24 protein-coding genes and 6 tRNA genes are annotated in these 26,792 nt (G+C 38.9%); 13 read left to right on the top strand and 17 right to left on the bottom strand.

What is annotated here, in order from left to right; all coding sequences use genetic code 11:
• Positions 1–54: 54 nt before the first annotated feature.
• From CWB62_RS05470 to CWB62_RS05445, 6 genes are all read right to left on the bottom strand, one after another.
• Positions 55–130, bottom strand: a tRNA-Thr gene (locus CWB62_RS05470).
• 79 nt (positions 131–209) lie between these two features.
• Positions 210–285, bottom strand: a tRNA-Phe gene (locus tag CWB62_RS05465).
• Between the two features lie 49 nt (positions 286–334).
• A tRNA-Thr gene (locus tag CWB62_RS05460) sits at positions 335–410 on the bottom strand.
• A gap of 60 nt (positions 411–470) precedes the next feature.
• Positions 471–546 (bottom strand) — tRNA-Phe (locus tag CWB62_RS05455).
• A 49-nt stretch (positions 547–595) separates the two neighbouring features.
• Positions 596–671 (bottom strand) — tRNA-Thr (locus CWB62_RS05450).
• A 56-nt stretch (positions 672–727) separates the two neighbouring features.
• A tRNA-Phe gene (locus tag CWB62_RS05445) sits at positions 728–803 on the bottom strand.
• 339 nt (positions 804–1,142) lie between these two features.
• Here CWB62_RS05445 and CWB62_RS05440 point away from each other — a divergent pair.
• A complete protein-coding gene (locus tag CWB62_RS05440; protein ID WP_058404845.1) occupies positions 1,143–3,917 on the top strand; it encodes an ATP-binding protein in 2,775 nt (924 codons plus the stop codon).
• Positions 3,918–3,976: 59 nt separating this feature from the next.
• Here CWB62_RS05440 and CWB62_RS05435 read toward each other — a convergent pair whose 3' ends face one another.
• Both CWB62_RS05435 and mutY read right to left on the bottom strand, forming a co-directional pair.
• Positions 3,977–4,249 carry an oxidative damage protection protein gene (locus CWB62_RS05435; RefSeq protein WP_058404815.1) on the bottom strand — a complete coding sequence of 91 codons (273 nt, stop codon included), beginning with the start codon at positions 4,247–4,249 and terminating at the stop codon, positions 3,977–3,979.
• A 34-nt stretch (positions 4,250–4,283) separates the two neighbouring features.
• Positions 4,284–5,345 carry an A/G-specific adenine glycosylase gene (gene mutY / locus CWB62_RS05430; protein WP_138530618.1) on the bottom strand — a complete coding sequence of 354 codons (1,062 nt, stop codon included), beginning with the start codon at positions 5,343–5,345 and terminating at the stop codon, positions 4,284–4,286.
• A gap of 163 nt (positions 5,346–5,508) precedes the next feature.
• On the opposite strand from mutY, the gene trmB reads away from it, so the two are divergent.
• The 4 genes from trmB to arcA all read left to right on the top strand — a co-directional run bounded on the left by trmB (position 5,509) and on the right by arcA (position 10,229).
• The gene (trmB, locus tag CWB62_RS05425; RefSeq protein ID WP_006794328.1) at positions 5,509–6,234 is read left to right on the top strand and encodes a tRNA (guanosine(46)-N7)-methyltransferase TrmB; all 726 of its coding nucleotides are present in this window, start codon (positions 5,509–5,511) and stop codon (positions 6,232–6,234) included.
• Between the two features lie 45 nt (positions 6,235–6,279).
• Complete coding sequence (locus CWB62_RS05420) at positions 6,280–7,305, top strand: methyltransferase (RefSeq protein ID WP_138530620.1); 1,026 nt, start codon at positions 6,280–6,282, stop codon at positions 7,303–7,305.
• 150 nt (positions 7,306–7,455) lie between these two features.
• Positions 7,456–9,060 (top strand): sensor histidine kinase, encoded by a 1,605-nt coding sequence (locus CWB62_RS05415; RefSeq protein WP_138530622.1) that lies wholly within the window; start codon positions 7,456–7,458, stop codon positions 9,058–9,060.
• 452 nt (positions 9,061–9,512) lie between these two features.
• A complete protein-coding gene (gene arcA, locus CWB62_RS05410; protein WP_138530624.1) occupies positions 9,513–10,229 on the top strand; it encodes a two-component system response regulator ArcA in 717 nt (238 codons plus the stop codon).
• A gap of 7 nt (positions 10,230–10,236) precedes the next feature.
• On the opposite strand, the gene arcB is transcribed toward arcA, so the two are convergent.
• A complete protein-coding gene (arcB, locus tag CWB62_RS05405; protein WP_138530626.1) occupies positions 10,237–12,555 on the bottom strand; it encodes an aerobic respiration two-component sensor histidine kinase ArcB in 2,319 nt (772 codons plus the stop codon).
• A 215-nt stretch (positions 12,556–12,770) separates the two neighbouring features.
• Between arcB and folE2 the strand changes: the two genes are divergently transcribed.
• The 4 genes from folE2 (at position 12,771) to CWB62_RS05385 (ending at position 16,155) form a co-directional block, all read left to right on the top strand.
• Entirely contained in the window at positions 12,771–13,691 is a 921-nt protein-coding gene (gene folE2, locus CWB62_RS05400) for a GTP cyclohydrolase FolE2 (protein ID WP_138530628.1), read from the top strand.
• Between the two features lie 104 nt (positions 13,692–13,795).
• Positions 13,796–14,389, top strand: coding sequence for a DUF2726 domain-containing protein (locus tag CWB62_RS05395; RefSeq protein WP_006794335.1), 594 nt, complete (start codon positions 13,796–13,798; stop codon positions 14,387–14,389).
• Between the two features lie 113 nt (positions 14,390–14,502).
• A complete protein-coding gene (gene mtnN, locus CWB62_RS05390; RefSeq protein WP_138530630.1) occupies positions 14,503–15,210 on the top strand; it encodes a 5'-methylthioadenosine/S-adenosylhomocysteine nucleosidase in 708 nt (235 codons plus the stop codon).
• Positions 15,211–16,155 carry a cobalamin biosynthesis protein CobD/CbiB gene (locus tag CWB62_RS05385; protein ID WP_138530632.1) on the top strand — a complete coding sequence of 315 codons (945 nt, stop codon included), beginning with the start codon at positions 15,211–15,213 and terminating at the stop codon, positions 16,153–16,155.
• A 67-nt stretch (positions 16,156–16,222) separates the two neighbouring features.
• On the opposite strand, the gene tyrS is transcribed toward CWB62_RS05385, so the two are convergent.
• Entirely contained in the window at positions 16,223–17,422 is a 1,200-nt protein-coding gene (gene tyrS / locus CWB62_RS05380; protein ID WP_058552097.1) for a tyrosine--tRNA ligase, read from the bottom strand.
• A 323-nt stretch (positions 17,423–17,745) separates the two neighbouring features.
• Between tyrS and CWB62_RS05375 the strand changes: the two genes are divergently transcribed.
• On the top strand, positions 17,746–19,059 hold the full coding sequence (locus tag CWB62_RS05375) for a peptidoglycan DD-metalloendopeptidase family protein (protein ID WP_138530634.1): 1,314 nt from the start codon (positions 17,746–17,748) through the stop codon (positions 19,057–19,059).
• A gap of 152 nt (positions 19,060–19,211) precedes the next feature.
• Here CWB62_RS05375 and CWB62_RS18625 read toward each other — a convergent pair whose 3' ends face one another.
• The 5 genes from CWB62_RS18625 to CWB62_RS05355 all read right to left on the bottom strand — a co-directional run bounded on the left by CWB62_RS18625 (position 19,212) and on the right by CWB62_RS05355 (position 23,693).
• A complete protein-coding gene (locus tag CWB62_RS18625; protein ID WP_171034629.1) occupies positions 19,212–19,388 on the bottom strand; it encodes a hypothetical protein in 177 nt (58 codons plus the stop codon).
• 12 nt (positions 19,389–19,400) lie between these two features.
• The gene (locus tag CWB62_RS05370; protein ID WP_058404825.1) at positions 19,401–20,372 is read right to left on the bottom strand and encodes an aldo/keto reductase; all 972 of its coding nucleotides are present in this window, start codon (positions 20,370–20,372) and stop codon (positions 19,401–19,403) included.
• Positions 20,373–20,511: 139 nt separating this feature from the next.
• The gene (locus tag CWB62_RS05365) at positions 20,512–21,642 is read right to left on the bottom strand and encodes a sodium ion-translocating decarboxylase subunit beta (RefSeq protein ID WP_058404826.1); all 1,131 of its coding nucleotides are present in this window, start codon (positions 21,640–21,642) and stop codon (positions 20,512–20,514) included.
• A gap of 12 nt (positions 21,643–21,654) precedes the next feature.
• Positions 21,655–23,436: a sodium-extruding oxaloacetate decarboxylase subunit alpha gene (gene oadA / locus CWB62_RS05360; protein ID WP_138530636.1), complete on the bottom strand. Its 1,782-nt coding sequence runs from the start codon at positions 23,434–23,436 to the stop codon at positions 21,655–21,657.
• Positions 23,437–23,447: 11 nt separating this feature from the next.
• Complete coding sequence (locus CWB62_RS05355; RefSeq protein ID WP_138530638.1) at positions 23,448–23,693, bottom strand: OadG family protein; 246 nt, start codon at positions 23,691–23,693, stop codon at positions 23,448–23,450.
• Positions 23,694–24,216: 523 nt separating this feature from the next.
• Here CWB62_RS05355 and CWB62_RS05350 point away from each other — a divergent pair.
• The 3 genes from CWB62_RS05350 to CWB62_RS05340 all read left to right on the top strand — a co-directional run bounded on the left by CWB62_RS05350 (position 24,217) and on the right by CWB62_RS05340 (position 25,234).
• Entirely contained in the window at positions 24,217–24,390 is a 174-nt protein-coding gene (locus CWB62_RS05350) for a DUF1328 family protein (protein ID WP_006794345.1), read from the top strand.
• A gap of 51 nt (positions 24,391–24,441) precedes the next feature.
• Positions 24,442–24,633, top strand: a complete 192-nt coding sequence (locus CWB62_RS05345) for a hypothetical protein (RefSeq protein WP_006794346.1) — start codon at positions 24,442–24,444, stop codon at positions 24,631–24,633.
• Between the two features lie 133 nt (positions 24,634–24,766).
• Positions 24,767–25,234: a YcxB family protein gene (locus CWB62_RS05340; protein WP_058404829.1), complete on the top strand. Its 468-nt coding sequence runs from the start codon at positions 24,767–24,769 to the stop codon at positions 25,232–25,234.
• A gap of 51 nt (positions 25,235–25,285) precedes the next feature.
• Here the strand turns inward: CWB62_RS05340 and csrA are convergent, their stop codons facing one another.
• Both csrA and CWB62_RS05330 read right to left on the bottom strand, forming a co-directional pair.
• On the bottom strand, positions 25,286–25,477 hold the full coding sequence (csrA, locus tag CWB62_RS05335) for a carbon storage regulator CsrA (protein ID WP_004587515.1): 192 nt from the start codon (positions 25,475–25,477) through the stop codon (positions 25,286–25,288).
• A gap of 91 nt (positions 25,478–25,568) precedes the next feature.
• A complete protein-coding gene (locus CWB62_RS05330; protein ID WP_138530640.1) occupies positions 25,569–26,786 on the bottom strand; it encodes an aspartate kinase in 1,218 nt (405 codons plus the stop codon).
• Between the last annotated feature and the right edge of the window lie 6 nt (positions 26,787–26,792).

Here is a 26,792-nt window from a genome sequence, read left to right as displayed (position 1 = left end):
GGGTAACTTATACAGACTACTGATTACAGTGCATTGAAATTACTATTGAAGGAATGGTGCCGACTAACCGAGTCGAACGGTTGACCTACTGATTACAAGTCAGTTGCTCTACCAGCTGAGCTAAGTCGGCACGCTAAATTATTTGAAAAGGTAGGTTTTAACACGGGTTAAAAACAAAAAAGCCCTGCATAAGCAAGGCTTTGTATAAATGGTGCCTCGACCCGGAATCGAACCAGGGACACGAGGATTTTCAATCCTCTGCTCTACCAACTGAGCTATCGAGGCACTTAAACAGTGCTAGTTAAATATTATTAAAACACTTAACTAAAATAAATGGTGCCGACTAACCGAGTCGAACGGTTGACCTACTGATTACAAGTCAGTTGCTCTACCAGCTGAGCTAAGTCGGCACACTAAACTGTGTGCTAAGGCACTTTATCAATTTTAAAGATTGATAACTTTTTTGTAAATGGTGCCTCGACCCGGAATCGAACCAGGGACACGAGGATTTTCAATCCTCTGCTCTACCAACTGAGCTATCGAGGCACTTAAGCAGTGCTAATTAAATGTTGTTAAAACACTTAATCAAAATAAATGGTGCCGACTAACCGAGTCGAACGGTTGACCTACTGATTACAAGTCAGTTGCTCTACCAGCTGAGCTAAGTCGGCACACTAAACTGTGTGCTAAGGCACTTCATCAATTTTAAAGATTGATAACTTATAAATGGTGCCTCGACCCGGAATCGAACCAGGGACACGAGGATTTTCAATCCTCTGCTCTACCAACTGAGCTATCGAGGCACTTTAACAGTGCTAATTAAAAATCTTAATAGATTTTTAATGCAATTCCCAACAACCTATACTGAGCCAGCTGTCTGGGCGTGCGGCGTATTAAACGAGTTTTGCCCTTACAAGTCAACTTTTTTTTTATCCTTTACGACTGTTTGAACGGTTTTCAAGCAACTCAGTACGTTTTTTATTGATAACGTGCATTTTTACCACAAACCAGTCTATATATATGAAATATTATAACTAAATCAGACTAAAACCGTAGTGAATTATTTTTGGTAAATGGTACGATTAGTTCAGATACCTATGCTAATGGCTAAAGTAGCAAAAACACATCAATGGGAACATTCAATGCAGAGTAAATTCTCTTCGCCGGTAAAAGGGTTATTACCACTTTTTTTAATATTTAATATTGCAGTTACCGCACTTGCCGTATTTGGTTACTCGTTCTACGTAAAAAATAAAACACAAGTAGTTCAACCTGAACAATCGGTAAATATTAAAACACTTGCATCTACATTAAACCAGCCAATGATCGACGCGCTAACAATGTATGGCCAAGACAAGGTTAAGCAATTACTCGACTTAACATCCTCTTTAGATGATGAGTTTGAATACACTCTTTATCGTTTCAGCGCGACTTCTGATACACAGCTCGTTTATAGCAATAGCGAGACCGCACCTGAGTCTATTAAAATTACACAATATAATGAGAACACAGGTGTGTTGCATCATATTCTCTTACTTAACGACCAGCCAATTGGTGAGCTAATTATTAAGCAGGAGTTAGCCCCACCACCATTAAGCATGCAAGACTCTCAAGTAATTGCGTATGGCATTGCAATCGCAACTGTTATTTCTTTATTTATCTTTGCGTTACTTTTTAATGTGTATATTAATGGGCGTTTGCGTAAGAGTACCGACTCACTGTCACAAGAGCTTCAAGCTATTACGGAACAAGGTAACTATAATAGTAGTATTAATGAACAACTTGATATTGGTTTAGGCGTCGTTGCACAAAATATAAATGTACTCCTTAAACAAGTACAAACAGCCCTAAGCGATAACGAGTCGGTACAAAAAGAACTGAAAAAACTACAAAATGGCTTAGAGTCAGAGGTACAAAACCGCACTATTGCACTCGAGAGAGAAACCTTAAAAGCACAAAGAGCTAGCGAAACTAAAACCACCTTTTTAGCTACTATGAGCCACGAGATCAGAACGCCGATGAATGGTGTTATTGGTACCATTGATTTACTGCGTCAAACCGAGCTAGATGGTGCTCAGCATCGCTTAAGTACTATTATTCGCGAATCAGCATTCTCATTACTGAGTATTTTGGACGATATTTTAGATTTTTCTAAAATTGAAGCCGGTAAGCTTAATATTGACCCAACCCCTTTTTCAGTTGGCGATACCTTAGAAGAAGTAACTCGCGTTTTGTCGTCGGTTGCTAAAAAACGCGAACTCGACTTAGAGCTATCAATTGCGCCAGATATTCCAGTAAATCTAGTCGGTGACAGCGTACGTGTGCGCCAAGTACTTTATAATCTGTGCAGCAATGCAATTAAATTCACAAGCACCGATGAAAAAACCCAGGGCCATGTAAGAATTTCGGTTGAGGTTGCGCATAACACCGCCGATCACTTTACCTTACGCTTTTGCGTAACCGATAACGGCAAAGGAATGACACAAGCTCAGCTAAGAGACATATTTAGCCCGTTTGTTCAGGCTGAGAGCTCGATAACCAGGGAGTTTGGTGGCACCGGCTTAGGGCTTTCTATTTGTAAGAGCCTTACAGAATTAATGTTAGGGACGATTCATGTAAATAGCCATGCTGGTATTGGCAGTGAGTTTACCGTTGAACTGCCTTTTAGTACTTCAGGTAAAATAAAATATGCTCATAAAAATGCCTTAGACGGCAAACCAATTATTGTTGTAAGTAACAATCTTCAACGCGAAAAAATAATGTATCGTTATTTATCGTTTATGGGGGCAAAAGTTATTTACGCACACACAGAAAAAGAAATTGAGCAACACCAAAACACTGAAGGTGCTATTTGGGTTGCTGATGGCATTGATAACATTGATGATATTAACTCTCTATTAAGGCGCCTGTTATATTCACTAGAAGATTACAATCAACAAGTTGTTGTACTGAGTAAATTAGACGAAGCAGCCATTAACCATAAAAATATTTTTTACATCAATGCATCTCCACTTTGTAAATCTAACTTTATGCTTTCGATTTTAGTTGCCGCAGGCTTGCATCAACCAAAACAAATTAAAAAAGCCAAAACACTTAATAACTATTTAAATGTAGAGCAAGCTAGAGAATCAAATAAACTGATTTTACTTGTTGAAGACAACCTTCTAAACCAGCAAGTTTTAACCGACCAACTGCATATATTAGGGTATGGCGTAGAGGTTGCAAACAATGGTGAAGAAGGCTTGGATATGTGGAGAAAGAACAACTATTCACTTATTTTAACCGATCTACACATGCCAAAAATGTCAGGATACGACATGGTTGAAAAAATTCGTAACGAAGCTGAATTGCTAGAAGCTATAGACGCTCAACCTTATATTGTGGCAGTTACAGCTAACGCCCTTAAAGGTGAAAAAGAGCGCTGTTTAGCCGTAGGTATTAACGACTTTATTACTAAACCTATAGAGCTAAATGCCTTAGAAGATACTCTTAAACGCTGGTTTGATAAGCAAGCACCTAAACAAGAGTTAATCCCTCAACAAAGCATGGCGCTCCCCATAGACATGGATGCGGTTTCTAAATACGTAAATGGCGATAAAGCAAAGCAACTACGCTTTTTCAAGATGTATTTAGAGCAAAGTCAAAGTTTAATTAAGTCTATAAATTCTGGTGTTATGGTCAACGACTTAGCAGAAATAATTGAAGGCTGCCATCAACTTAGATCTATATCTAAAACTATTGGTGCGCAAACAGTAGGAACACTAGCTGGTGCATTTGAAGATAAATGCAAAGCGGGAGAGCTAACAACCGATGAATTAATTGATTTACGTGATCAGTTAGAAATTGAATATTCTAAAGCGGCTCAATTTTTAAAAGAGCAAGTTAGAAAGGCAGAGCAGGAAAACGAAGAGTTTTAGCACTTTATAATTAACAATAAAAAAGGGGCTAATAGCCCCTTTTTTATTGTATTTACAATTTATTTTTCTGGCGGTCTATAGCCTTCAATTTCTACATCTTTATCTTCAAACAAAAAGCCAACCATTTGCTCTTCTAAAAATGTACGATGCTCTGGGTCCATCATATTTAAATGCTTTTCGTTAATTAGCATCGTTTGTTTGTGTTGCCATTGAGCAAAAGCTTCTTTAGAGATGTTATTAAAAATCTTTTCACCAATTTCACCCGGATAAAGTTGAAAACCTAAGCCTTCGGCTTCTTTTTGTAACTTTTGACAAAATACAGTACGTGCCATAATTAATTTCTCTTAAGCGTTAAATGCCAACAGTTTAACCTATTGGTGCAATTTGTTTAACCAACTTTTTAGTTGGCGCAGCTAAACCGACTTCCACTGATTGATCTAGCGGGTACCAAACTAGCTGGCGTTCGTTAATTACATCCGGGATTTGTTTAAGATTTAATATATGCGGATTAATAGTCAGCTCAAAATGAGAAAATACATGGGTAAACGCCGCTAATGGTTCAAGTTCTGATATAAAGCCATGTTGAGCTATAAACTCATCTAGCTGTTGGCGTTCAGTAAACTCGAAAAAACCAAACAACCCACCCCAAATACCAGAGCTAGGGCGTTTTTCCATAAGGACCTTATCGTCGCACTTTATAATTAGCTGATGACAGCTTTTTTTAGGCACTGTTTTTTTAGGCTTCGAATGAGGAAACTCTTTAACTTTACTCGCATTAAACGCACCACAGCGACTATTTAACGGGCACGCCTCACAATCAAAACGGCTACGTGAACATAAGCTTGCACCTAAATCCATCATAGCTTGGTTGAATTCTGTCACATTATTTTTAGGTGTTAATTGCGACGATAAATGCCAAAGCTGGTTTTCTACTTTTTTTACACCATACCACCCTTCAACCATAAAATAGCGTGCTAATACTCGCTTTACATTACCATCCAAAATAGGGTGATGTTGACCAAGCGACAATGACAATACAGCCCCTGCTGTAGAGCGGCCAATGCCCGGCAAATCAATAACCTCTTCAAGCGTTTGAGGAAACTGTCCGTTGTATTTGTCGCGAACTATTTTTGCTGTTTTATGAAGATTTCGCGCGCGGGCGTAGTAACCTAAACCAGTCCAATGGTGTAGTACCTGATCTTCTTCGGCATTAGCCAAAGCAATAATATCAGGAAAACTTTTCATAAATTTTTCAAAATAAGGGATCACAGTAACAACTTGAGTTTGCTGAAGCATAACCTCAGAAACCCACACTTTATAAGGCGTTTTACCCAATTGCCACGGCAGCGTTTTTCTGCCATGAAGGTGATACCAATCAACTACTTGCTTTGAAAACCAGTGAGACTGCTCTTTATTTAAGTCCAACATATTATACTTTTTACTCATGCTCAATGGCGGGTCAGTCTATTGCAGTGAATAAAAAGATCAAGCTATAGAGGCTGTAAAACTAGCTAATACTTGTGATTGAGGCCATCGTCAGGGATAATATGCAACCATTTTTAAACACATTGTTTTGTCAGGCCAATAAGATATGAGTGAATCAAGCAATACCAACCTCGAGCAAGCTAAGCAAGAAGGTAAATACATCCGCACCATTCGCAGTTTTGTAAAACGCGAAGGTCGATTAACCAAAGGCCAAGCCGCTGCAATCGAAAAATGCTGGCCAACAATGGGCTTAGAGCATAAAAACGGCATGCTTGATTTAAGCCAAGTATTCGGCAACAACAATGATGTAGTGCTAGAAATAGGCTTTGGTATGGGCAAGTCGCTTGTAGAAATGGCTAAAAATGCCCCACACTTAAACTTTATTGGTATTGAAGTACACCGCCCAGGCGTTGGTGCATGTTTAATGGATGCCGACGAAGCGGGTGTAACTAATTTACGCGTGTTTGAACATGATGCTGTAGAAGTACTTGCTGACTGCCTAAGCGATGAAAGCCTAACTACATTGCAATTATTCTTCCCAGACCCATGGCACAAAAAGCGCCACCATAAGCGCCGTATTGTACAAACTGAATTTGCTGAAAAACTACGTTCTAAATTAAAAATAGGCGGTGTTTTTCATATGGCTACTGATTGGGAAAACTACGCAGAACATATGCTAGAAGTTATGCAAGCTGCCCCGGGTTATAAAAATCAATCAGAAACTAACGATTATGTGCCTCGCCCTGATTTACGCCCTCTTACCAAATTTGAGCAACGCGGCCACCGATTAGGTCACGGCGTTTGGGACTTAATGTTTGAGCGCACAAAGTAATTACACTTTTATATTAATTTAACATACTGTAAGGCAAAGCCATTTATGAGCGTATTAACCAACCCAAGTTTACTGTTGCTGCGAAATAGTGATGCATTAACGGGTAAATCTATATTGGTGGTCAACTTTGTTCAAGATGGCTTTTTAGCTGAGCTTAAAACGCTTAATCCAAATAGCAAAATTACAGCGTTTAGCTATAACCATGCTAATGGTGAATTTGCTAAAAATACTCATGGTGTTGATGTAAAAGTTAACCACACCATTACCGGCAGTGATTATGATTTAGTCATTCTTTATTATCCTAAATCAAAACCAGAGCTTTTAATGGCCCTTGATAACATACGCGCTGTAATAACTACGGACGCAGAGTTATTAGTTGTTGGTGAAAATAAAAGTGGCGTTAAATCCATTGAAAAACAATTAGCAGCTAAAACTGAATATAGTAATAAAATTGATTCGGCTAAACACTGCGTACTTTACTCATTTTCTCAAATTGAACTCAATGCGCAATTTGATATTAGCCACTACCATAAAACATTTACCGTTAGTATTGCCGACATATCATTTTCAGCTATTAGCGTACCCGGCGTGTTTAACCATGGCTGTTTAGACGCTGGTACGAAAATGCTACTCGAAAATGCCCCTTCAACTAAACAAGGTAAAGTACTCGACTTTGGTTGTGGTGCTGGCTTAATTGCGACCTTTTTAGGGTTAAAAAATACAGCTCTTGAATTTGTATGTAGCGACGTAAGCGCACTTGCAACCTATGCAACAACTCAAACTTTAAAGTTAAACGGGGTAACTGGTGAAGCAATTCTCAGTGATGGCCTTAAAAATATTAGTGGTAAGTTTGATTTAATAGTGAGTAATCCGCCGTTTCACACAGGAATTGCTACAGACTACAGCGTTGCCGAAACGTTTTTAGCTAACGCTAAACAGCATTTAACTAAAAACGGAAAGCTAACTATTGTTGCAAACAGCTTTTTAAAATACCCGCCAATTTTAGAAACACAATTTGAAGCGTATCAAACCGTATTCAAAAACAATAAATTTGCCGTATATAGCAGTTAAACACGCTTAAATGCTCAGTTAAACAATTAATATGTTTGGCTTAGTATTTGAATGTATACTTAATTTTATGTGTTTTTTTGCGCCACTCTCTGCCTTCTTTGCTAAACTAATAAAATAATAAAACTTAACGACTCAGGCGACACTTTAATAATGCCTAGAAAAGTTCATCAAAGCAGTATTCGTAAAGCACTTATAAATTTAATCATGCTTATAACTGCTATTTGCTTGTCGTTATCGATTTCTATATCGACTTACCTAAGTGTTAAAGAGCAAAAACAATTAATAGTTAGTAAGCTCGTTATTCTCGCTGAAATTGTTGCCTTTGACGCAGGAATGTCAGTTTTTGAAGATGACAGAGAAACAGAAGAAAAACGCCTTAAATACTTTGAAAAAATCTCTCTAGTTAAAAACATACATGTTTATTCTAATGAGCAAGCATCTCAAAAGCCTGTTTTTTTTATTAGTTTCAACGCAAAAAAAACGCCACCAGTCCCCCTCAGAATCGACAGTATTGAGGAACTAAAAACACCACGTATAACCAACGAAGATATTGAACTAATAAAGCCAATTTTTCATAATGAAAAGCTTGTTGGCCATGTATACATGCGCGGTAGCCTTGAAAGCTTAGACGACTATATAAAACAAAAAATAGTTGTGGATGCCTTACTTACTTTATTGATACTTGTTGTTGTGTATTTTATTGCAATAAATGTTCAAAAAAGAATAGCCCGACCGATAGAAAGATTGAGTATGCTATTACAAGACGTATCAAAAAATCATAACTACGATGTACGCGCACCTGTAACCGACGTAAAAGAAATATCAGCACTTTCAAACAGTTTAAATATCATGCTTACACGCACTCAAAAACAACTGACCCGCCATGAAAAAGACAAAGAAGAAATTAAACAGCTTAACCAGGGGTTAGAAGAAAAAGTAAACCAACGAACCATAGCCTTACGAGAGGCAAATCAAGAATTGTTGTCAACCCTTGAGCGTATGCATCAGTATCAAACACAAATTGTTGAAAATGAAAAAATGGCATCCCTTGGCCAAATGGTCGCCGGTGTTGCGCATGAAGTTAATACCCCAATAGGGCTTGGCATTACTAGTTCAACCTTGCTGCGCGATAAGTTAGCTGATTTACAAATTAGCTTTGACGACAAAAAGCTGACTTCAAATCAATTAAAGCGCTTTATTGATGAAGGCATAGAAAATTTAGATTTAATTTACCGTAACTTAAACCGTGCAGCAGACTTAATTTCAACTTTTAAAAAAGTAGCGGTTATTCAAGATGATGACGTAACTACCTACATCAATATTCATAAGTTAATAACGGATGTTTTGACATCAATAAGCTCTGAACTTGAAGAGAAAAAACCTGTTATTAACATAAATTGTGCAACCGACTTAACAATAGAAAGCAAATCTGAACCACTACAACAAGTATTTATACAACTACTAACAAACTCTCTGCTACACGGGTTTATAGGTAATGAAAATAACGAAATACAGTTTGATGTGGAGTTAACGGGTAAAAAACTCACTATTATTTACAGTGACAATGGCCAAGGTGTAGACAAAAAAATTAAACATAGGATCTTCGATCCTTTCGTAACATCAAAAAGAGGGCAAGGAGCGAGTGGACTAGGTATGCACTTAGTTTACAATTTAGTAACACAAGCTTTAGGCGGCCACATATTAATTGATTTAGAAAAAAAACACGGTGCGCGATTCATCATAACCATCCCTTAAAAGTGAAGTAACCAAGCGCATTTATTTGCTTACACTCCTTGAATTACTTCTTATCGACCATATTTATGCTTCATGTGACAAGTAAGGGTAATAGTTATCGTTTATAGAGCGCAATTTTTTGAACTTTATTACTTTTGCGATATCACATACATTGATGAAAGATTAGATAGTGATATAATTTAACTTTGAATTAGTCTGATTATTTAACAGTTTTGCATAGTCAGCCGGTCCATTAATTTTCAGAGTAAATGAACTTCATACGTGTAATGATCAATTTAACAGTAGTTTTTACACGGGCTTTTTGAGCAAACTTTGAACTCTTGCTGTTTTATTTTTATCCAACTTGTTTTTTCTTGTTAACAATTGGATATAATCCTATAATCTCTAGTAGTCGGATTTATACTAAATACCGATTTTTTGTAAATAAAATATTCCAAAAAGGTTAATTAATAATGCAAACGCCAGTCATTCTAATCGTAGAGGATGAAGACGTAACTCGACTAAACCTCGTTAGTTTATTTGAAGCTGAAGGTTACAAAGTTATTGAAGCCATTGATGGCGATGACATGCATGACAAGCTTACAAATAACGACGACGTTAATCTCGTAGTTATGGATATCAATCTTCCAGGCAAAAACGGCCTTATATTAGCCCGTGAACTACGCCAAAAACGCAAAGTAGGCCTTATTTTCTTAACAGGTCGTGATAACGATGTTGATCGTATTTTGGGGCTTGAAATTGGCGCTGATGATTACATTACTAAACCATTTAACCCTCGTGAATTGACTATTAGAGCTCGCAACCTTATTACGCGTACAGGTCTAAGTGATGATGAATCATCGCTTGAAACCAATGGCGTTATTACATTTAACGGTTGGGAATTAGATGAAAACAGCCGCTGTTTAACATCTCCTAATGGCGATGCTAAACGCTTGCCTAAAGGCGAGTATAGAGCACTGCGTTTAATGCTTGATTCTCCGGGTCGTATTTTTAGCCGTGAGCAACTGATTAAACATATGACTGGGCGTGAACTTCGTGCAAACGACCGTACTGTTGATGTAACTATCCGCCGTATCCGTAAGCATTTTGAAAGCGATAACTCTACATCAGAGCTTATCAGCACCATTCATGGTGAAGGCTACCGCTTTATTGGTAAAATCGACAGCTAATCAGCGTTCATTCTAATTGCTGTAGAAATAAATGAAGGGCATGTTGTCCTTCATTTATTTTATTTGCCAACACGAGCAGCCACTCCTCAAGCACCTCATCTGACTTTTCTATTGCGCCGTACTCCATCACTTTTGCATGCAGTTGAACATCGTTTAAACCAACAGAACCAGCAGCACCTTTAAGCTTATGCGCAACCGATTTATACTCTTCCCTATCACCTGTATTTAATGATGTAAGCAGTTCTTGTTGATACTGCGGATTTAGCTTTTCGAATAGCTGACTGCTGCGTCGAAAAACAACTAACCCCATTGAGTTCACAAAGTCTTCTATTGTTTCAACATCTAGCAAATGTGCATCAATATTTTTAAGTGCCTCGTCGGTTACTTTTAGCTGTGGCTCGGTGCATTGAGCTTGCTTAATATCAAACAAGTCAGCAAGCATTTTATCAAGCTTTACTGTATTGATAGGCTTAGCTAGAGCGCCTTGAATAGAAATGCCTTCAAGCTCTTCTTCTGCACTTCTTACATTAGCGGTTAGTGCAACAATAGGCAGGTTATCAAAATGACTATCGGCACGAATTTGCCTTGCAACTTCGTCCCCATTTATATCGGGTAGCTGCATATCAAGTAATACTAAATCTAGGTCGTCTTCGGTATCTACAAACGAAAGAGCATCTTCGCCTGTTTCAGCCCATAACACTTCGTGACCGCGTTGTTCTAATAAATTGGTGGCTATTTCTGCATTAAGCGGTACATCTTCAACAAGTAAAATGTAAAGCTCTCGTCCAACATAGCTCTGCTCTGTGGGGGCAATACATAAACTAAGCGGTATTTGTACTGTAAAACAACTGCCCTCACCCTCTGTACTATTTACTGTAATACTGCCTTTCATTGCGGTCACTAGCGCTTTGGTTACCGCAAGACCAATGCCTGAACCAATGGCATTTGTGCCTTGTAAGTCAGGTGCTTTGTAGTACATATCAAAAATACGAGAAAGCTGCTCTTGAGGAATACCTTGCCCTGTATCTGATATTTTAATAACTAACCACGGACCTTCAGGGCGATTTTCACGGCTACATTCAAGTGTTACTTTGCCATGCTGGGTAAACTTCACCGCGTTATTTATCAGGTTCCAAACCACTTGGCGTAAACGAGTGGGATCAAGCAGCGCATATATATCTAACTTACCATTTCGCTCAATATCAAACTCCAGCCCTTTTTGCTCTGTAATTAAACCTGCAAAATTCACAACATCGTTTATAAAATCAGATACATTGATAGAATTTGCAGCAATATCGAGCTGTTCTCTGTCTATTTTATCTAAATCTATAATGTCGTTAAAAATATTCCCGAGCGTCTCTGCGCTTGAAAAAACCGTATTACACCAACTGCGCTGCTGCTTATTAAGGTCGGTATCAAGCAACATGCGTGTTAAACCCACAATACCATTAAGCGGTGTACGCAACTCATGGCTTAATGTAGCAATAAACTTACCTTTATCTTTATATGCGGTTTCAAGAGCCTCAGCGGCTTCTTTACGGCTAGTAATATCACGCCCAAAGCCAAGCAAACCAATGTAGTCACCTTCATCGTTTATAAAAGGAAGTTTTCGCAATTCAAACCAGCGTGTTGCACCATCAACTTCATAACCCACATCGATGGTGATTGCTTTGTGAGTTTGCTCTACCTCTTTGTCTGTGCGTAGTACTTCAGATAAAAAGTCATTTGGAAATATTTGTTCTACCGTTTTACCAATGAGCTCACGGCTTGATTTCCCCATTACTTCTTCAAACATTTTATTGCAGCCAGCAAATACCCCATTGTTGTCGCGGTAATAAAATAAATCGGGGGATGAATCAACAATTGAGCGCTGTAACATGCTTTGCTGAGCTAGCTCTTGCTGTGTTTTTTTGCGCTCTGCAATTTCTCTACGAAGCTCTTCAATGGCGCGATGTTTGGCATGAAAGGCCATTTTACGTTCATCTATTTCAATATTAAGCCGATTAATATTATCTTTAAGTGTTTGGTTTAATAGCTTTTCTTGTTTGGTTGCGCTATCTAAGTAGGCGTATGAAGCGTCTAACTGACGAATTGAGTTTATAAGTACGCTAATAATTAGAGGTGACACTACAGCTGAAAAAAATACCACAGCCAAAATATCTACAAGAAACAATTCACCTATCGCTACGTAATAAAACATACTCGATAAAATAAGAGACGCAGCTAAAAATAAAGCGTAACAAATGGCAGCCGTTTTTAACTCGCCAAATCGCGCTATAGAACTTGAAAGCACCCGAACCCAAGGGCTCAAAGAATAATCGGTCATACGTAGTTTTATCTCTTTGCTGTTTGCTTAAATATAAGTAAGGCAATGCTATTTTACAGATTTTAGCATTTTTCTATTCGCTATTTTCGTGTTGTGCGACAAAAACAGTAAAAATTCATACGCGATTTTGACTGGCAATAAAGTCCTCGTTTCAGCCACTGATTATTTCGTGTAAAATAATGCGCCTTATCATTGCCAATAACGAGTAACATAGCATGCAAACCAATATGCCCGATATAGCCGACACCGCTCCCGCATTACAAACAGGTAAATTAGACTGGGTTGGCATGGGTGAAATTGAACTGCCATTTATTTTTGAATCGCGTGATTTAAGCCCTGTTACCGTTAATGCTAAAGCGCGCGCATTTGTAAACTTACATAAAGAAGACGCCAAAGGCATTCATATGTCGCGCTTATTTTTAGCGCTTGATTTACTCTCAACAGAGCAACAAGTAAATCCTAAAACAATTGGCCAAGCGCTTAATACCTTTATATCAAGCCATGAAGGCTTGAGTAATAAGGCGCAAATTGAGTTTAAATTTGAGCTTCCACTTCGCCGCAAGTCTCTATTAAGTGGGAAAGCTGGCTGGAAAAGCTATCCAATCACACTGACAAGTACAATTGAAAACAATATTATTAGTTACGAGCTAACTGTTGATGTTACCTACTCATCTACTTGCCCTTGTTCGGCAGCACTTGCACGCCAGCTAATACAAAACGCATTCAGCGAAAAGTTTAACCAAGACACACTCAACCAAAAAGACGTACTTGATTGGCTTGGCACGACACAAGGCATTGTGGCAACACCTCACTCGCAACGCTCAATTGCTAACGTAAAAGTTAAACTCGATAGCAACATCCAGGAGTTTGATGTAGTTAACTTAATAAACACCCTTGAAGACGAGCTAAAAACCCCCGTACAAGCGGCAGTAAAGCGTGAAGATGAACAAGAATTTGCCCGTTTAAATGGTCAAAATTTAATGTTTTGCGAAGATGCAGCACGTAAAATTAAAGCTATATTAGAAGCAGACAGTTACGCAGATTACTGGCTACAAATAAACCATTACGAATCGCTTCATGCACACGATGCCGTAGCTGTTGCTGTAAAAGGTATTAACGGCGGGTATAAAGCATAAAACACCTGCGTTATCTTAAATCGCCATTCGGTAATTCATATACAACTTAGGCACAGTAATTGCTTTAACAAAACAGTGTCAATTTGTTGTTATGGAGTTACCGTATGGAATTCGCTTTATTGTCGATTTTAGTATTAGTGGTAGGTGCATCAATTGCCGCGTCAAAATTTAGTGACGACGGCGGTAATCCTTATCCTTTCAAACGTAAACAAAGCGTATTTACGCAAGTAGAAAGCGCCTTTTTAAATCTATTAGAGCGTGCTATTGGCGATCAATACAAAATTGTGAGCCGAGTTAAGCTTATTGATGTCATCGACTGTAAAGAAGGTTTATCACCTAAATCAAAACGCGCTGCTATTGCCAAAGCCAAAAATAAGCAGCTTGATTTTGTGTTAATCGACAAAGAAAAGATGACCATAGTTGCCGCCGTTGATTTAGTAAATAACGCCAACAAAGATGGCCACAAAGCACAGCGCGACTGGTTTGTGAATGGCGCCTTAGAAGCTGCAGGTATTCCACACATTCGCATGAAGGTAAAAGCAGGCTATCGTCCATCAGAAGTACGCGATGCCATTATGTTTAAGTTAGGCAAACCTGCACCGACAGCACAGCGCCCATTGCGCAACCGAGTTCACAAACCTGCCGTTTTATCACCTTCACAAGCTAAAGCCCATTCAACAGCATTAGCCGAAATATAATTATCAGGTGACTAAACTTGCATTAAAGCGAGCATTTTAAATGTCTCGCTTTTTTGTTTTTTATTGTTAACTTCACGTATAATCATGCTATTCAAACTCAGGAATCAAACACTATGAATGTTGGTATTATTGGCGCAATGGAGCCAGAAGTTAAAATATTGCGTGAAGCAATGCAAAACCCAGCTATTTTAACTAAAGCAGGTTTTACATTTTACACTGGTAAATTAGCGGGTTGTACAGTTACTCTTGTTCAATCAGGTATTGGTAAAGTAGCATCAAGCATTGCAACTACATTACTTATTGATAACTTTAAACCTGATTGCGTTATTAACACCGGCTCTGCTGGCGGTTTTGATCCATCATTAAGTGTTGGCGATGTCGTCATATCGTCAGAAGTTCGTCACCACGATGTAGACGTAACCGCTTTTGGCTACGAAATTGGCCAAGTACCGCAAATGCCAGCAGGTTTTGTTGCGCACCCTAAATTGGTTGAAGCAGCACAACAAACTATTGCACAAATTAGCGAAGTTAAAACCTTGGTTGGCCTTATTTGTACTGGCGATACTTTTATGTGTGACCCTGTTCATATTGATAAAGCGCGCAGCGACTTCCCTTCAATGCTTGCAGTAGAAATGGAAGGTGCATCTATTGCGCAAACCTGTCATACGCTTGAAACACCTTTTGTTGTTATTCGTTCAATGTCTGATATTGCAGGTAAAGAATCGCCACAATCATTTGAAGAGTACCTAGAAACAGCATCAATTAACTCATCTAAAATGGTTGTTGCTCTGCTTGAAAAGCTAACGGCTGTAACACTGTAAATGCTTAGCAATATTGTTCAAAGCCATTTGGACTTTATTGTATTCATAATAGCGCTCCTTGCTGAGCGCTTTTTACCACTCGTTAGTTGGTACCACCCTAATACCGTTTTAGTGGCCGTGTTTCGCGCCATAGGCAAACGTATTTACAATAAAAAAAATACTAACAGCTACCACTATTTAGCGGCCATCCTTGCCTGCGTGCTAGTGCTTAGTGTTATTTTAATAATTATTACTTTACTGCTTGAATTTGCATTTTACCCCGAGTTACTGGCAGGGCTTATTTTATACCTTTGCCTTGAAAGCCAAAGCCTCACCAAAAAAGCACGTCGCATTGCAAAGTTGACCAAGCAAAACCAAAAGTCAGCAGCGCGCGAACTATTAAAACCGATACTCGCACGTGAAGTAAGCAAGCTTTCTACAGCCGGCATTATTAAAGCACTTATAGAGAGCTTAATACTTCGCACTGCCCGTTATTACTTTGTAGTTATATTTATTTTTTTACTTTTAGGCCCCATTGCAGCTCTTGGGTACCGACTACTTACCTTAATGCAGCAAGCATGGCGCCATGATGTTTCACCAAACAGCGCATTTTTAAAACCATTAAAGCTTATTTTATTCGTTATTGAGTATATTCCGGTACGTTTATTGTCCCTAACAATTGCTGCGAGTAAGGCCACAAAACAAAGTATTCACTACATAAAACACTACGGCCAACACTTCTATCAAACAAATACAGGGTGGTTACTCAGTGCATGTTCAGCATCACTTGGCGTGCAACTGGGTGGGCCGGCTATGTATTTTAACAAGCGGTATAACAAAATGCGTGTTGGTACTGATAGGCTACCTAACGCTGACGATGTGCCAGCCGTATTAAATCGGCTTAATCAGGCGCGTGCCTTTTGGGTACTCGTTATTGTGTGTATTGAAATTCTAAAAAGCATTTAAGCTTTACTTAGTAAAAAATTGAATATAAAAAAACCAGCCTCAGCTGGTTTTTTTATTCCCCGTATACTTAAGCTACGGTAATGTTTGCAAACTTACGTTTACCTACTTGGTAAATATCGGTTGTGCCTTTTGCTATTTCTAGTTTGGTATCGGTGATTTTTTCTTCACCGTTAAGTTTAACAGCGCCTTGTTTTATCATGCGCATCGCTTCTGATGTACTGGCAACTAAATTAGCTTCTTTTAATAAGTTTGCTATTAAAATAGTGTCTTCTGCTATGGTTATTGTCAGCTCAGGAATTTCATCTGGCAGCGCTTTTTTCTGAAAACGTTGAATAAAATCGTTGTGTGCAGCTTGTGCATCTTCTTCACTATGAAAACGTGCAATAAGCTCTTTAGCAAGTTCAATTTTGATATCACGCGGGTTAGTACCCTGCTCAACACGTTCTTTTTGCGCTGCTATTTGCTCAATCGAAAGACCACTTAGTAAATCGTAGTAACGCCACATTAATACATCACTAATCGACATCACTTTACCAAACATGTCATTAGGTGCATCAGTAATACCAATATAGTTACCTAAAGATTTAGACATTTTTTGAACGCCATCAGTACCTTCAAGTAATGGCATCATTAAAACAGTTTGTGGCTTTTGGCCTTCAACTTTTTGAAGCTCACGCCCCATAAGTAGATTAAAGCGCTGATCAGTACCACCAAGCTCTACATCTGACTCTAAAGCAACCGAATCCCAACCTTGTACTAGCGGGTATAAAAATTCGTGTATTGCAATTGGCTGTCCGCCATTGTATCGCTTTTTAAAGTCATCACGCTCAAGCATACGCGCAACCGTTTGGTTAGCAGCTAGTTTAATCATGCCTGCTGCGCCTAACTTTTCCATCCACGTTGAATTAAAAGCAACGGTTGTTTTTGCAGGATCAAGAATTTTGAAAACCTGCTCTTTATACGTTTCAGCATTGGCAAGAACATCTTCACGGGTAAGCGGTTTACGTGTCACGTTTTTACCGGTTGGATCACCTATCATGCCCGTAAAATCACCAATTAAGAAAATAACTTCGTGACCTAAGTCTTGGAAAGTTTTCATTTTATTAATTAGTACTGTATGCCCTAAGTGTAAATCTGGCGCTGTTGGATCGAAACCCGCTTTGATTTTTAACTTTTTGCCCGACTTTAGTTTTTCAACTAACTCGTCTTCAATTAATATTTCTTCTGCACCGCGTTTTATCTCTGCAAGAGCGGTTTGTAAATCCACAGTCTATTACTCCAAAATTCTGCCAACAAAGAGGGCTACTAGTTGTTTTGTATAACCTTAGTTTAACAAGGGCTAAATCAAACTTATATGTGCAACTAACATAACAAATTTCTACCTAATTAAAACAACTTTTTAAGTGATTAATGCAACTAAATAAAATGCGCATAGTCTGAGATAAATTAAGCGCTAAAAAGGCATATAAAGCCCGATTTTAGCGTAATTCAGCGCGATTTAAAATCTACAAAGCACTGGTATTCGCACAATATTAGGTATATCCTGCAATATTATGTATTTATTATCTTGACAGCAGAAAAAGGCACGTTATGGTTCACGTGGTTAATACCCTCCCCAAAAAACACAAATTGCTTATCTTATGTTTGGTTTCTGCTATTGCCGCCTTGACGTTTCTTCCATCTGAGAAAGCAACCGCGTCTAAAGACAACAATGCAAATGCATTAGAGATTGGCAAGCGCTACGAGCTTCAAGTTAAAGTTGATGACAACGAAAAATTAACCGAGTTAAATTCAGAGCAAACAGCCGAAAAACTTCCAGAATACGATTTAGTCGACCACCAAGTAAAAACGGGCGACAACTTAGCAATTATATTTAAACGCGCGGGCTTTTCAGCGCAAACGCTACATAAGCTAATTAACACTAACGCAGAAACTCGCAAGCTAACTAAAATTCACCCAGGCGAAGTACTGAGCTTTGCAACCGGTAAAGATGGAACGCTTGCGCAATTGCGTTACGTTATTTCTAAAACAGATACGTTGTATGTAACTCTAGATGACGAAGGTAACTACAATACATCTATAGATAGCAAAGAAATAGAAACGCTGACCAAAACAGCTGGCGGTGAAATTTCTAGCAGCTTTTGGACTTCTGCAATTGCAGCGGGTTTAAGCGAGCGCCAAATCATGAACTTTGCTGATATTTTTGGTTGGGATGTAGACTTTGCTAACGACATTCGTAAAAACGATCAATTTGGTTTAATTTATGAATCTCACTATGTTGAAGGCGAATTTATTGGTACCGGTAAAATTATAGCGGCTGAGTTCATTAACCAAGGGCAACGCTTTACAGCAATTCGACACACCGATGGCAATTTTTATACCCCCGAAGGCCGTAGTATGAAAAAAGCATTTTTACGTGCCCCCGTTAATTTTAAATATATTAGCTCGAGTTTTAACCCACGTCGCTTACACCCAGTTACAGGGCAAGTAAAAGCACACCGCGGTATTGATTACGCTGCACGTACTGGCACACCCGTTGTTGCATCGGGTAATGGTAAAGTGGTTAAGGCAGGTTACAGTAAGTACAATGGTAACTACGTATTTATTAGCCACGGTACACAGTATGTCACCAAGTATTTACACCTTAACAAAAAGCTTGTTAGAACAGGTCAAAAAGTAAAACAAGGAGACAAAATTGGTACTGTAGGTGCTACAGGTCGAGTGACTGGCGCGCATTTACATTATGAGTTTTTGGTTAACGGTGTTCACCGTAATCCTAAAACGGTTAAATTACCAAAGTCTGAGCCACTCCCCCGCTCTGAGCTTGCTAAATTTAAACCTATTGCCGAAAACTTTATTGCTCAATTAGAGCGTAATCGCGAATTACAACTAGCACTTAAGTAACCGCGTTATTAATTTATTAAAAAGCCCTTGCAGGTTTAGCCTGCAAGGGCTTTTTTAGTGTTTTTATTTTAAAAATAAGTTGGTTAGCTCACATAGAGCCGTTCTACATTAAAGGCTTTGCATCTTAATTTTATATTAATAGCTTTACACACCTAATTCATTAATACATAAATAAGTTGAATAACTAAAGAGCCCATCACTAATGGCCAAATATATTTACTGTATTTTGCCGCCCCCTCAAGCCCCATTTTGCTTTGGTACTTTTCAAGTAATGGGATCAGTATTGCCAATGCTATAAATAAACACACTAAAATAATAATTACGTTCATTAAAAACCCTCTTTATGGCACTTCACAGCCTTTAGCGCTTTCATATAGGGCATACCAATGCTCTCGGCTTAAATGAACATTAATAGCCTCACACGATGCGTTTATACGCTTAGCGTTAGTCGTGCCAATAATGGGTTGAATCGATGCAGGGTGGCGCAGCAGCCACGCAAGTACAATTGCCTCAGCAGAGGTACCATAAATTGCAGCAAGTTTATTTACTAAAATACTTGTGTTGATATCGGCTTGCGACGCCTTTGATAAATCGCCACCGGTATATAAACCTTGGCACAAGCTACCCCAACTTTGTATTTGAATATCAAAGCTGCGGCAGTATTCAATGCTACCGGGCGTAAAGTTAATGTCTTTACCGTCGCTGTTACCAACATACAGACCTTCGTCTATAAATTGATGTTTTTGCAAACTGGCCTCTATTTGATTGGCAACAATCGGCATATCAAGGGCATGCTGTAAAAAGTTGATTTGGTGTTGCTGCATGTTTGATACGGCAAAATGTTTTACTTTGCCACTTTCTTTTAAACAGCTAAATACACGTGCAACTTCATCAACTTCCATTAAAGGGTCTGGACGATGAAGCATTAGTACATCAAGGTATTGCGTATTTAATCGCTTAAGTGAGTTTTCTACCGACTGCTCAATCCAATCTGCTGAAAAGTCATAGCGCTTAGGGCCCTGGTCGTCAGCAAATTTTATTCCGCATTTTGACTGAATATACATGTGCTCTCTAAGTTCTGGTCGCTCACTCAGTGCCTGACCAAATACCTGTTCTGCTTTACCAAAAGTGTATATATCTGCATGATCAAAAAAATTAATGCCGCCTTCAATCGCGTTATCAATGCATTCGTGGGTTTGTTTAAGATGTGCGCTGGTAATTGGGTCTTTATTCCAACCGCCTCCCAACCCCATACATCCAAATACAAGTTTACTAACATTAGGTAAATAGTGAGCCAGTGGAGTGTGAAGCATAATGATCATCCTTAAAATTGCGAAGAACCACCACTTTAAACAAAAAACTTAAAACAAGAAACCATTAACGAACAGAAATTCAGGGCAAAAAAAAGCGCAGTAAACTGCGCTCAATGGTTGGTTGAAATCTAAAATCAATTTAGCCAACAAGTGCCAACAAAATACCTGCAGCAACCGCACTGCCTAACACGCCCGCCACATTAGGACCCATTGCGTGCATAAGTAAAAAGTTATGTGGGTTATTTTCAAGTCCCACTTTATTTACTACGCGAGCAGCCATAGGAACAGCTGATACACCAGCGGCACCAATTAACGGGTTAATAGGTGTTTTAGATATTTTATTTAAGCCTTTAGCCATAAATACACCTGACGCTGTACCAATACCAAAAGCAAGGGCGCCCAACACTAAAATACCAATAGTTTCTAGCGTTAAGAAATCATCTGCTGCAAGCTTAGAGCCAACCGCTAACCCTAAAAATATGGTCGTTATGTTGATAATTTCGTTTTGCGCACTGTTACTTAAACGGTCAACAACACCCGACTCACGCATTAAATTACCTAAACAGAACATACCTACTAGCGGAATTGCTGCTGGTAAAAACATCGCGGTTGCAGTGAGTACCATAAGTGGAAAAATAATTTTTTCCTTTTTAGATACTTTACGTAGCTCAGGCATTTTAATTTGGCGCTCTTCAGGCGTTGTAAGTGCACGCATAATAGGAGGCTGAATTATTGGTACTAGCGCCATATAAGAGTAAGCAGCCACTGCAATTGCCCCTAATAAATCAGGCGCTAGCTTTGAGGCTAAAAATATTGCCGTTGGGCCATCAGCCCCGCCAATAATAGCAATAGCTGATGCATCTTGAAGCGAAAACTCAAAACCAGGTATGAAGTTAAGTAAAATTGCACCAAACAAGGTCGCAAAAATACCAAACTGAGCCGCAGCCCCCAGCAATAACATACGTGGGTTTGCTATTAGCGCACTAAAGTCAGTTAATGCACCAACACCCATAAATATCAATAGCGGAAAAATCCCGGTATCTATACCCACATAGTAAACTGAGTACAAAAGCCCGCCAGGGTCAGACATACCAGCAACCGGGATATTAGTTAATATCGCGCCAAAGCCAATTGGTAATAAAAGCAGAGGCTCAAAGTTTTTAGATATCGCTAAAAACAATAACAAACAGCCTACAGCAATCATTATCAAGCCAGGAAACGTAAAGTTAGCAAGACCTGTTGCATGCCAAAGGTTTAAAAGACCTTCCATTTATACGACTCCTTAAGCCAACGCAATAATTGCGTCACCAGTGGTCACTGAGTCACCCTCAGACACAAGCACTTCAGCAATTGTACCAGTATGCATTGCACGTACTTCAGTTTCCATTTTCATGGCTTCCATAATCACAACAACATCACCTTCGTTTACAACCTGACCCGCTTTCACTTTAACTTTAAAAATATTACCAGCTAAAGGTGCATTTAGCGTTTCACCTGAAGCCACTGAAGCAGACTGAGGTAAATGTTCTGAATCTTTTAATGTGACTTCTTTAAGTTCACCGCCTTGCGCTACGACAACGTCGTAAACTTTACCGTCTACCTTAACGCTATATTGCTCAGCCTTAACACTGTTACTACTTGCTGATGACTTGGCTGGCGATTTACTTGTGTTATCGTCTTCGCTTGGAACCGGTTCAAATGCATCAGGATTATTACGGTTTTTGATGAATTTTAAACCAACCTGTGGGAATAACGCATAAGTAAGTACGTCGTCTATTTTATCCTCAGCAAGCGTTAAACCTTGCTCTTGTGCTTCTTTTAATAGCTCAGCTTCAAGTGTTTCCAGCTCAGGAGCAATGTTATCAGCAGGACGACACGTAATAACGTCGCTGCCATTGAGTACGCGCTCTTGCAGCTCTTTATTCATTGGAGCTGGTGTTAAACCATATTCGCCTTTTAATACGCCTGCGGTTTCTTTAGTGATAGTTTTATAACGCTCACCTGTCAGCACATTAAGTACAGCTTGAGTACCCACAATTTGTGATGTTGGTGTAACAAGAGGAATAAAACCTAAGTCTTCGCGTACACGCGGTATTTCAAGTAGTACTTCGTTAAGCTTATCAGCGGCACCTTGCTCTTTAAGTTGGTTTTCCATGTTAGTTAACATGCCACCTGGTACTTGAGCGAGTAAAATACGTCCATCTACGCCTTTTAAACTCCCTTCAAACGCTGCGTATTTTTTACGAACATCTCTAAAGTAAGATGCAATTTCTTCAAGTTGGTTTAAGTCAAGCTCAGTATCTCGCGCCGTACCTTCAACAATTGCTACAATGGTTTCTGTTGCTGAGTGACCGTAAGTCATACTCATAGACGAGATAGCGGTATCAAGCATATCAATACCTGCATCAATCGCTTTTTGGTACGTAGCAGTACTTAAACCTGTTGTAGCATGGCATTGCATAGCAATTGGAATCGACACTGTTTCTTTCAGCGCTTTTATAAGCTCTTCTGCGTCATATGGCTTTAACAAACCCGCCATATCTTTAATACAAATTGAATGACAACCCAGCTCTTCTAATTGCTTGGCCAGCGTTAACCACATATCAAGTGTATGAACAGGGCTTACCGTATACGAAATAGTACCTTGAGCATGAGCACCTACCTTAACAGCCGCTTTAATGGCTGTTTCTAGGTTACGTACATCATTCATTGCATCAAAAATACGAAACACATCAACACCGTTTTTGTGTGCGCGCTCAACAAACTTTTCAACAACATCGTCAGCATAATGGCGGTAACCTAATAAGTTTTGACCGCGTAATAGCATTTGCTGCTTAGTATTTGGCATCGCTTTTTTAAGCGCACGAATACGTTCCCACGGATCTTCACCTAAATAACGAATACAAGAATCAAAGGTCGCACCGCCCCACGATTCAATTGACCAGTAGCCTGCATCATCTAATTTACTTGCAATCGGTAGCATGTCACCTAAGCGCATACGCGTGGCAAGTAATGACTGATGCGCATCACGAAGAACCAATTCTGTTAATTTTAATTTAGCCATGTGTGTGCCCCTTATTTGTTATTTGATTTGTACTGAGCAATGGCAGCACTAATAGCAGCGATGTGCTCATTTGGCACACCTTGAGATTTAAACGATGGTGACTTAACTGGAGTCGCAACTTCGACAGGGCTAAAACGCGCCACTAAGTTAGACATTATTGTAACTGCGCCAATTAATATCGAAAGAAAGACAAACACTCCAACCATACCTGTTAGCATTAAGCTACCAGCGGTTGTAAGTACAGCACCTATATCCATTTTTCTCCCCTTGAAACCCATATCGAAAATAAAAAGTCGATTTAGTTAAATATTTATTCACTAGATAATAACAAAACAAATAGCTTTGTCTAGCCATTGTAAATTGGTAAAACCAATTAAAATAAAAATAACATATAACCAAATTTATTAACCACAGCAAAAACCCTTACCCATCAACACCCCATAATACACACAAAAAATACTCACTATATTTATAAGCTATAGCTGAATTTTTAACAAAGCCGAATTCCCCGCACTTTACTGAACCTAAAATCACTCATAATGTGTAGAAAAAAACAAACTTGTTAATTGGTCTTACCAAGAGAGGCTTTTTTAAGCACCCTTTAATTGCAACCTATACTTGTGTGTGAATAAGTTACACAACCCAACGTAAAAGTTACCAATTTAACAAAGTCAAAAAACAAACAAAAACATACAAACCACTGATATAAAACAAAAATATATTATGGCACAGTACTGGCATTAACTATTGTGTACAAATTTGATAACCAAGGAGAAAACAATGTTACGCTGGACAATCACATTTTTAGTTATTGCTTTAATCGCTGCAGTGTTGGGTTTTGGTGGCATCGCAGGTGCCGCAGCTGGTATAGCAAAAATTATATTCTTTATTTTTATAGTACTTTTAGTTATTTCGTTAGTTTCGGGTGCGCTACGTGGTAAATCGCCCAGGTAGGCATATACTCAACTAACACTACAATTTTATTTATTTACAAGGAATTACATTATGAACTCTACAACTTTAAAAGCAGCACTAATTGGTCTTTTCGCAAGTTTTTTCATCATGGGTTGTCAAGATAACAACGCAGAAGAAGCCGGTGAACGTATTGATGAAGTAGTAACAGATGTACAAAATTCTGTTGAAGATACGTGCGAAGAAGTCAAAGAAGGCGTAAACGCTGAAGAAACTAACTGTTAATCGTTAGTATATTATTAAAAAAACGGCTCTTAAGCCGTTTTTTTGTGCCTAAAATAAATGCACGCATTATAAAGCTGCTCATTTATAAGCGAACTTGCTAAAATATATAAAACGATTTTTAAAGCAAGGCACTATGTCATTTTCAACCACCTACACACTTGATAAACCCTACTTTTACGAATGCTTTGACGAATCACTTCCTTACAGCAAACGCGCACAACCTAAGTACTTTTTACTGGTACTGTTAGTCTCGCTTGGTTTATTTAGCATTTACGGTTTAGCTGATCATTATTTAGGAACATTTTTGATCATGGTTGCTGTGCTTGAATGCGTTGCTTTTTATTACCGCAGGCCATGGTGGGTGACCAGACAAATGTTTAGCCGAGCATCAGGTTCTGAGGTTACACTCACTTTTGATGATGAAGGCATTAAATCGGCAAACCATTACAAAAGCTACCAACTAGCTTGGCAAGACATCGCTGAGGTAATTGAAACGCCACGGGGCGTGTTAATTAAAAATAAAAACAGCCTGCAATATATTTCAAAGCAAATACTCACAGATGAAATGCTCGATTTTATAAACAAAAAAGCCACTCAATGAGTGGCTTTTTGACTTAACTAAATAATTTATTTAGCTAGGTATACGTGTTGATTAAGCATTGCCCGGATTAGGGTTAGACTTTTCAGCTTGTATACGCATGTAAATTTCTTCACGATGCACTGATACGTCTTTTGGTGCGTTTACACCAATTCGAACTTGATTTCCTTTAACACCTAAAACGGTCACTGTTACTTCGTCACCGATCATAAGGGTTTCACCTACTCTACGAGTTAGTATTAGCATTCTCTTGCTCCCATGTTCCAATTAAAATTATAAGATTCCGCTTATCCATATTAATGAAAAATAGACTAAAAAGTAAGTAAAAACTCACTATCTATCTACTTTCCGTTAAAAATGCTTTATGTAATGCACGAACTGCCAACTCAAGGTACTTTTCATCTATTAAAACAGAGATTTTAATCTCTGAAGTAGACACTAAAACAACGTTAATATTTTCCTGCGCCAATGCATCAAAAAATAAACTGGCAACACCCCAGTGCGATTTCATGCCCATACCAACAGCAGATACTTTTGCTACGGTTGTTTTCCCGCTTATATCTTCAGCACCTAAGGACACCTTTTTCTCGGTTAGTAATTCAAGTGCTTGCAGGTAGTCATTCGAGTGCACAGTAAAAGCATAGTCTATTTTTTCAAAGATATGATTAACTTGATTAATCATATCTATTTCGATGCCGTTATCAGCAAAAAGTTTCAATATTTTTACAAGATTTTGAGTGCCACTTTGTACACCCTGTACCTTAATTAAGCACTCATCTGCGTTAAATGCAATACCCGAAACAACTTTACTTGGTATGTCGTTTTCCTCAAACGTAATCAATGTCCCTTCATCGGGATTAAAGCTCGAAAGCACCCTTAGTGGGACATTGTGTTTACCCGCCGCCTCAACAGAACGAATATGCAATACTTTAGCACCTAAGCTTGCTAACTCTAGCATTTCAGCAAAGGTCACTTTACTCATTCTTCGTGCGGTAGGTTCAACCCGAGGATCTGTAGTATATACGCCATCAACATCGGTATAGATCTGACATTCGTCGGCTTTTATAGCCGCAGCTATTTCTACCGCCGACGTATCAGTACCGCCTCTGCCAAGGGTTGTTATATTGCCTTCAACATCACGCCCCTGAAACCCGGCAATAATAGCAATACGGTTATGCTCAAGCTCATGCTTTAAACGTGTAGCTGCAATGTCTGTAATGCGGGCTTTACCGAACATATTATCGGTTTGAATATTAACTTGATCGGCCAATAGGCTTACGGCTGAGTGGCCGCGTTTGATTATAGCCATAGCCAATAAAGAAACCGATACTTGCTCGCCGGTACTAATTAGCACGTCGAGTTCTCGGTTGCTTGGACGGGAATCTATTTGTTTGGCAAGATTAATTAAGCGGTTGGTTTCTCCCGACATAGCCGAGAGAACCACAACCACTTGATGACCTTGTTGCCTAGTTTTAACAACAAGGTCGGCGACCGCTTCTATTCGCTCTATTGAACCAACCGACGTGCCGCCATACTTTTGTACAATTAACGCCACTTAGGC

The sequence above is a fragment of the Pseudoalteromonas sp. S408 genome, from assembly GCF_005886645.1.
In the GTDB taxonomy this organism is placed as follows: domain Bacteria; phylum Pseudomonadota; class Gammaproteobacteria; order Enterobacterales; family Alteromonadaceae; genus Pseudoalteromonas.
The sequence above is the reverse complement of the archived record's forward strand: the minus strand, read 5'-3'. Positions and strand labels throughout refer to the sequence as shown.

What these genes read in the sequence shown, in the direction of transcription:
- CWB62_RS05420 (WP_138530620.1), top strand. Translation starts at nt 6,280, where the DNA reads ATGAGCGTATTAACCAACCCAAGTTTACTGTTGCTGCGAAATAGTGAT.
- CWB62_RS05355 (WP_138530638.1), bottom strand. Translation starts at nt 23,693, where the DNA reads ATGGATATAGGTGCTGTACTTACAACCGCTGGTAGCTTAATGCTAACA.
- CWB62_RS05365 (WP_058404826.1), bottom strand. Translation starts at nt 21,642, where the DNA reads ATGGAAGGTCTTTTAAACCTTTGGCATGCAACAGGTCTTGCTAACTTT.
- CWB62_RS05395 (WP_006794335.1), top strand. Translation starts at nt 13,796, where the DNA reads ATGGAATTCGCTTTATTGTCGATTTTAGTATTAGTGGTAGGTGCATCA.
- folE2 (WP_138530628.1), top strand. Translation starts at nt 12,771, where the DNA reads ATGCAAACCAATATGCCCGATATAGCCGACACCGCTCCCGCATTACAA.
- CWB62_RS05435 (WP_058404815.1), bottom strand. Translation starts at nt 4,249, where the DNA reads ATGGCACGTACTGTATTTTGTCAAAAGTTACAAAAAGAAGCCGAAGGC.
- mutY (WP_138530618.1), bottom strand. Translation starts at nt 5,345, where the DNA reads ATGTTGGACTTAAATAAAGAGCAGTCTCACTGGTTTTCAAAGCAAGTA.
- CWB62_RS05440 (WP_058404845.1), top strand. Translation starts at nt 1,143, where the DNA reads ATGCAGAGTAAATTCTCTTCGCCGGTAAAAGGGTTATTACCACTTTTT.
- oadA (WP_138530636.1), bottom strand. Translation starts at nt 23,436, where the DNA reads ATGGCTAAATTAAAATTAACAGAATTGGTTCTTCGTGATGCGCATCAG.
- mtnN (WP_138530630.1), top strand. Translation starts at nt 14,503, where the DNA reads ATGAATGTTGGTATTATTGGCGCAATGGAGCCAGAAGTTAAAATATTG.
- trmB (WP_006794328.1), top strand. Translation starts at nt 5,509, where the DNA reads ATGAGTGAATCAAGCAATACCAACCTCGAGCAAGCTAAGCAAGAAGGT.
- arcA (WP_138530624.1), top strand. Translation starts at nt 9,513, where the DNA reads ATGCAAACGCCAGTCATTCTAATCGTAGAGGATGAAGACGTAACTCGA.
- CWB62_RS05340 (WP_058404829.1), top strand. Translation starts at nt 24,767, where the DNA reads ATGTCATTTTCAACCACCTACACACTTGATAAACCCTACTTTTACGAA.
- CWB62_RS05415 (WP_138530622.1), top strand. Translation starts at nt 7,456, where the DNA reads ATGCCTAGAAAAGTTCATCAAAGCAGTATTCGTAAAGCACTTATAAAT.
- CWB62_RS05345 (WP_006794346.1), top strand. Translation starts at nt 24,442, where the DNA reads ATGAACTCTACAACTTTAAAAGCAGCACTAATTGGTCTTTTCGCAAGT.
- arcB (WP_138530626.1), bottom strand. Translation starts at nt 12,555, where the DNA reads ATGACCGATTATTCTTTGAGCCCTTGGGTTCGGGTGCTTTCAAGTTCT.
- csrA (WP_004587515.1), bottom strand. Translation starts at nt 25,477, where the DNA reads ATGCTAATACTAACTCGTAGAGTAGGTGAAACCCTTATGATCGGTGAC.
- CWB62_RS05385 (WP_138530632.1), top strand. Translation starts at nt 15,211, where the DNA reads ATGCTTAGCAATATTGTTCAAAGCCATTTGGACTTTATTGTATTCATA.
- CWB62_RS05375 (WP_138530634.1), top strand. Translation starts at nt 17,746, where the DNA reads ATGGTTCACGTGGTTAATACCCTCCCCAAAAAACACAAATTGCTTATC.
- CWB62_RS05350 (WP_006794345.1), top strand. Translation starts at nt 24,217, where the DNA reads ATGTTACGCTGGACAATCACATTTTTAGTTATTGCTTTAATCGCTGCA.
- CWB62_RS18625 (WP_171034629.1), bottom strand. Translation starts at nt 19,388, where the DNA reads ATGAACGTAATTATTATTTTAGTGTGTTTATTTATAGCATTGGCAATA.
- CWB62_RS05370 (WP_058404825.1), bottom strand. Translation starts at nt 20,372, where the DNA reads ATGCTTCACACTCCACTGGCTCACTATTTACCTAATGTTAGTAAACTT.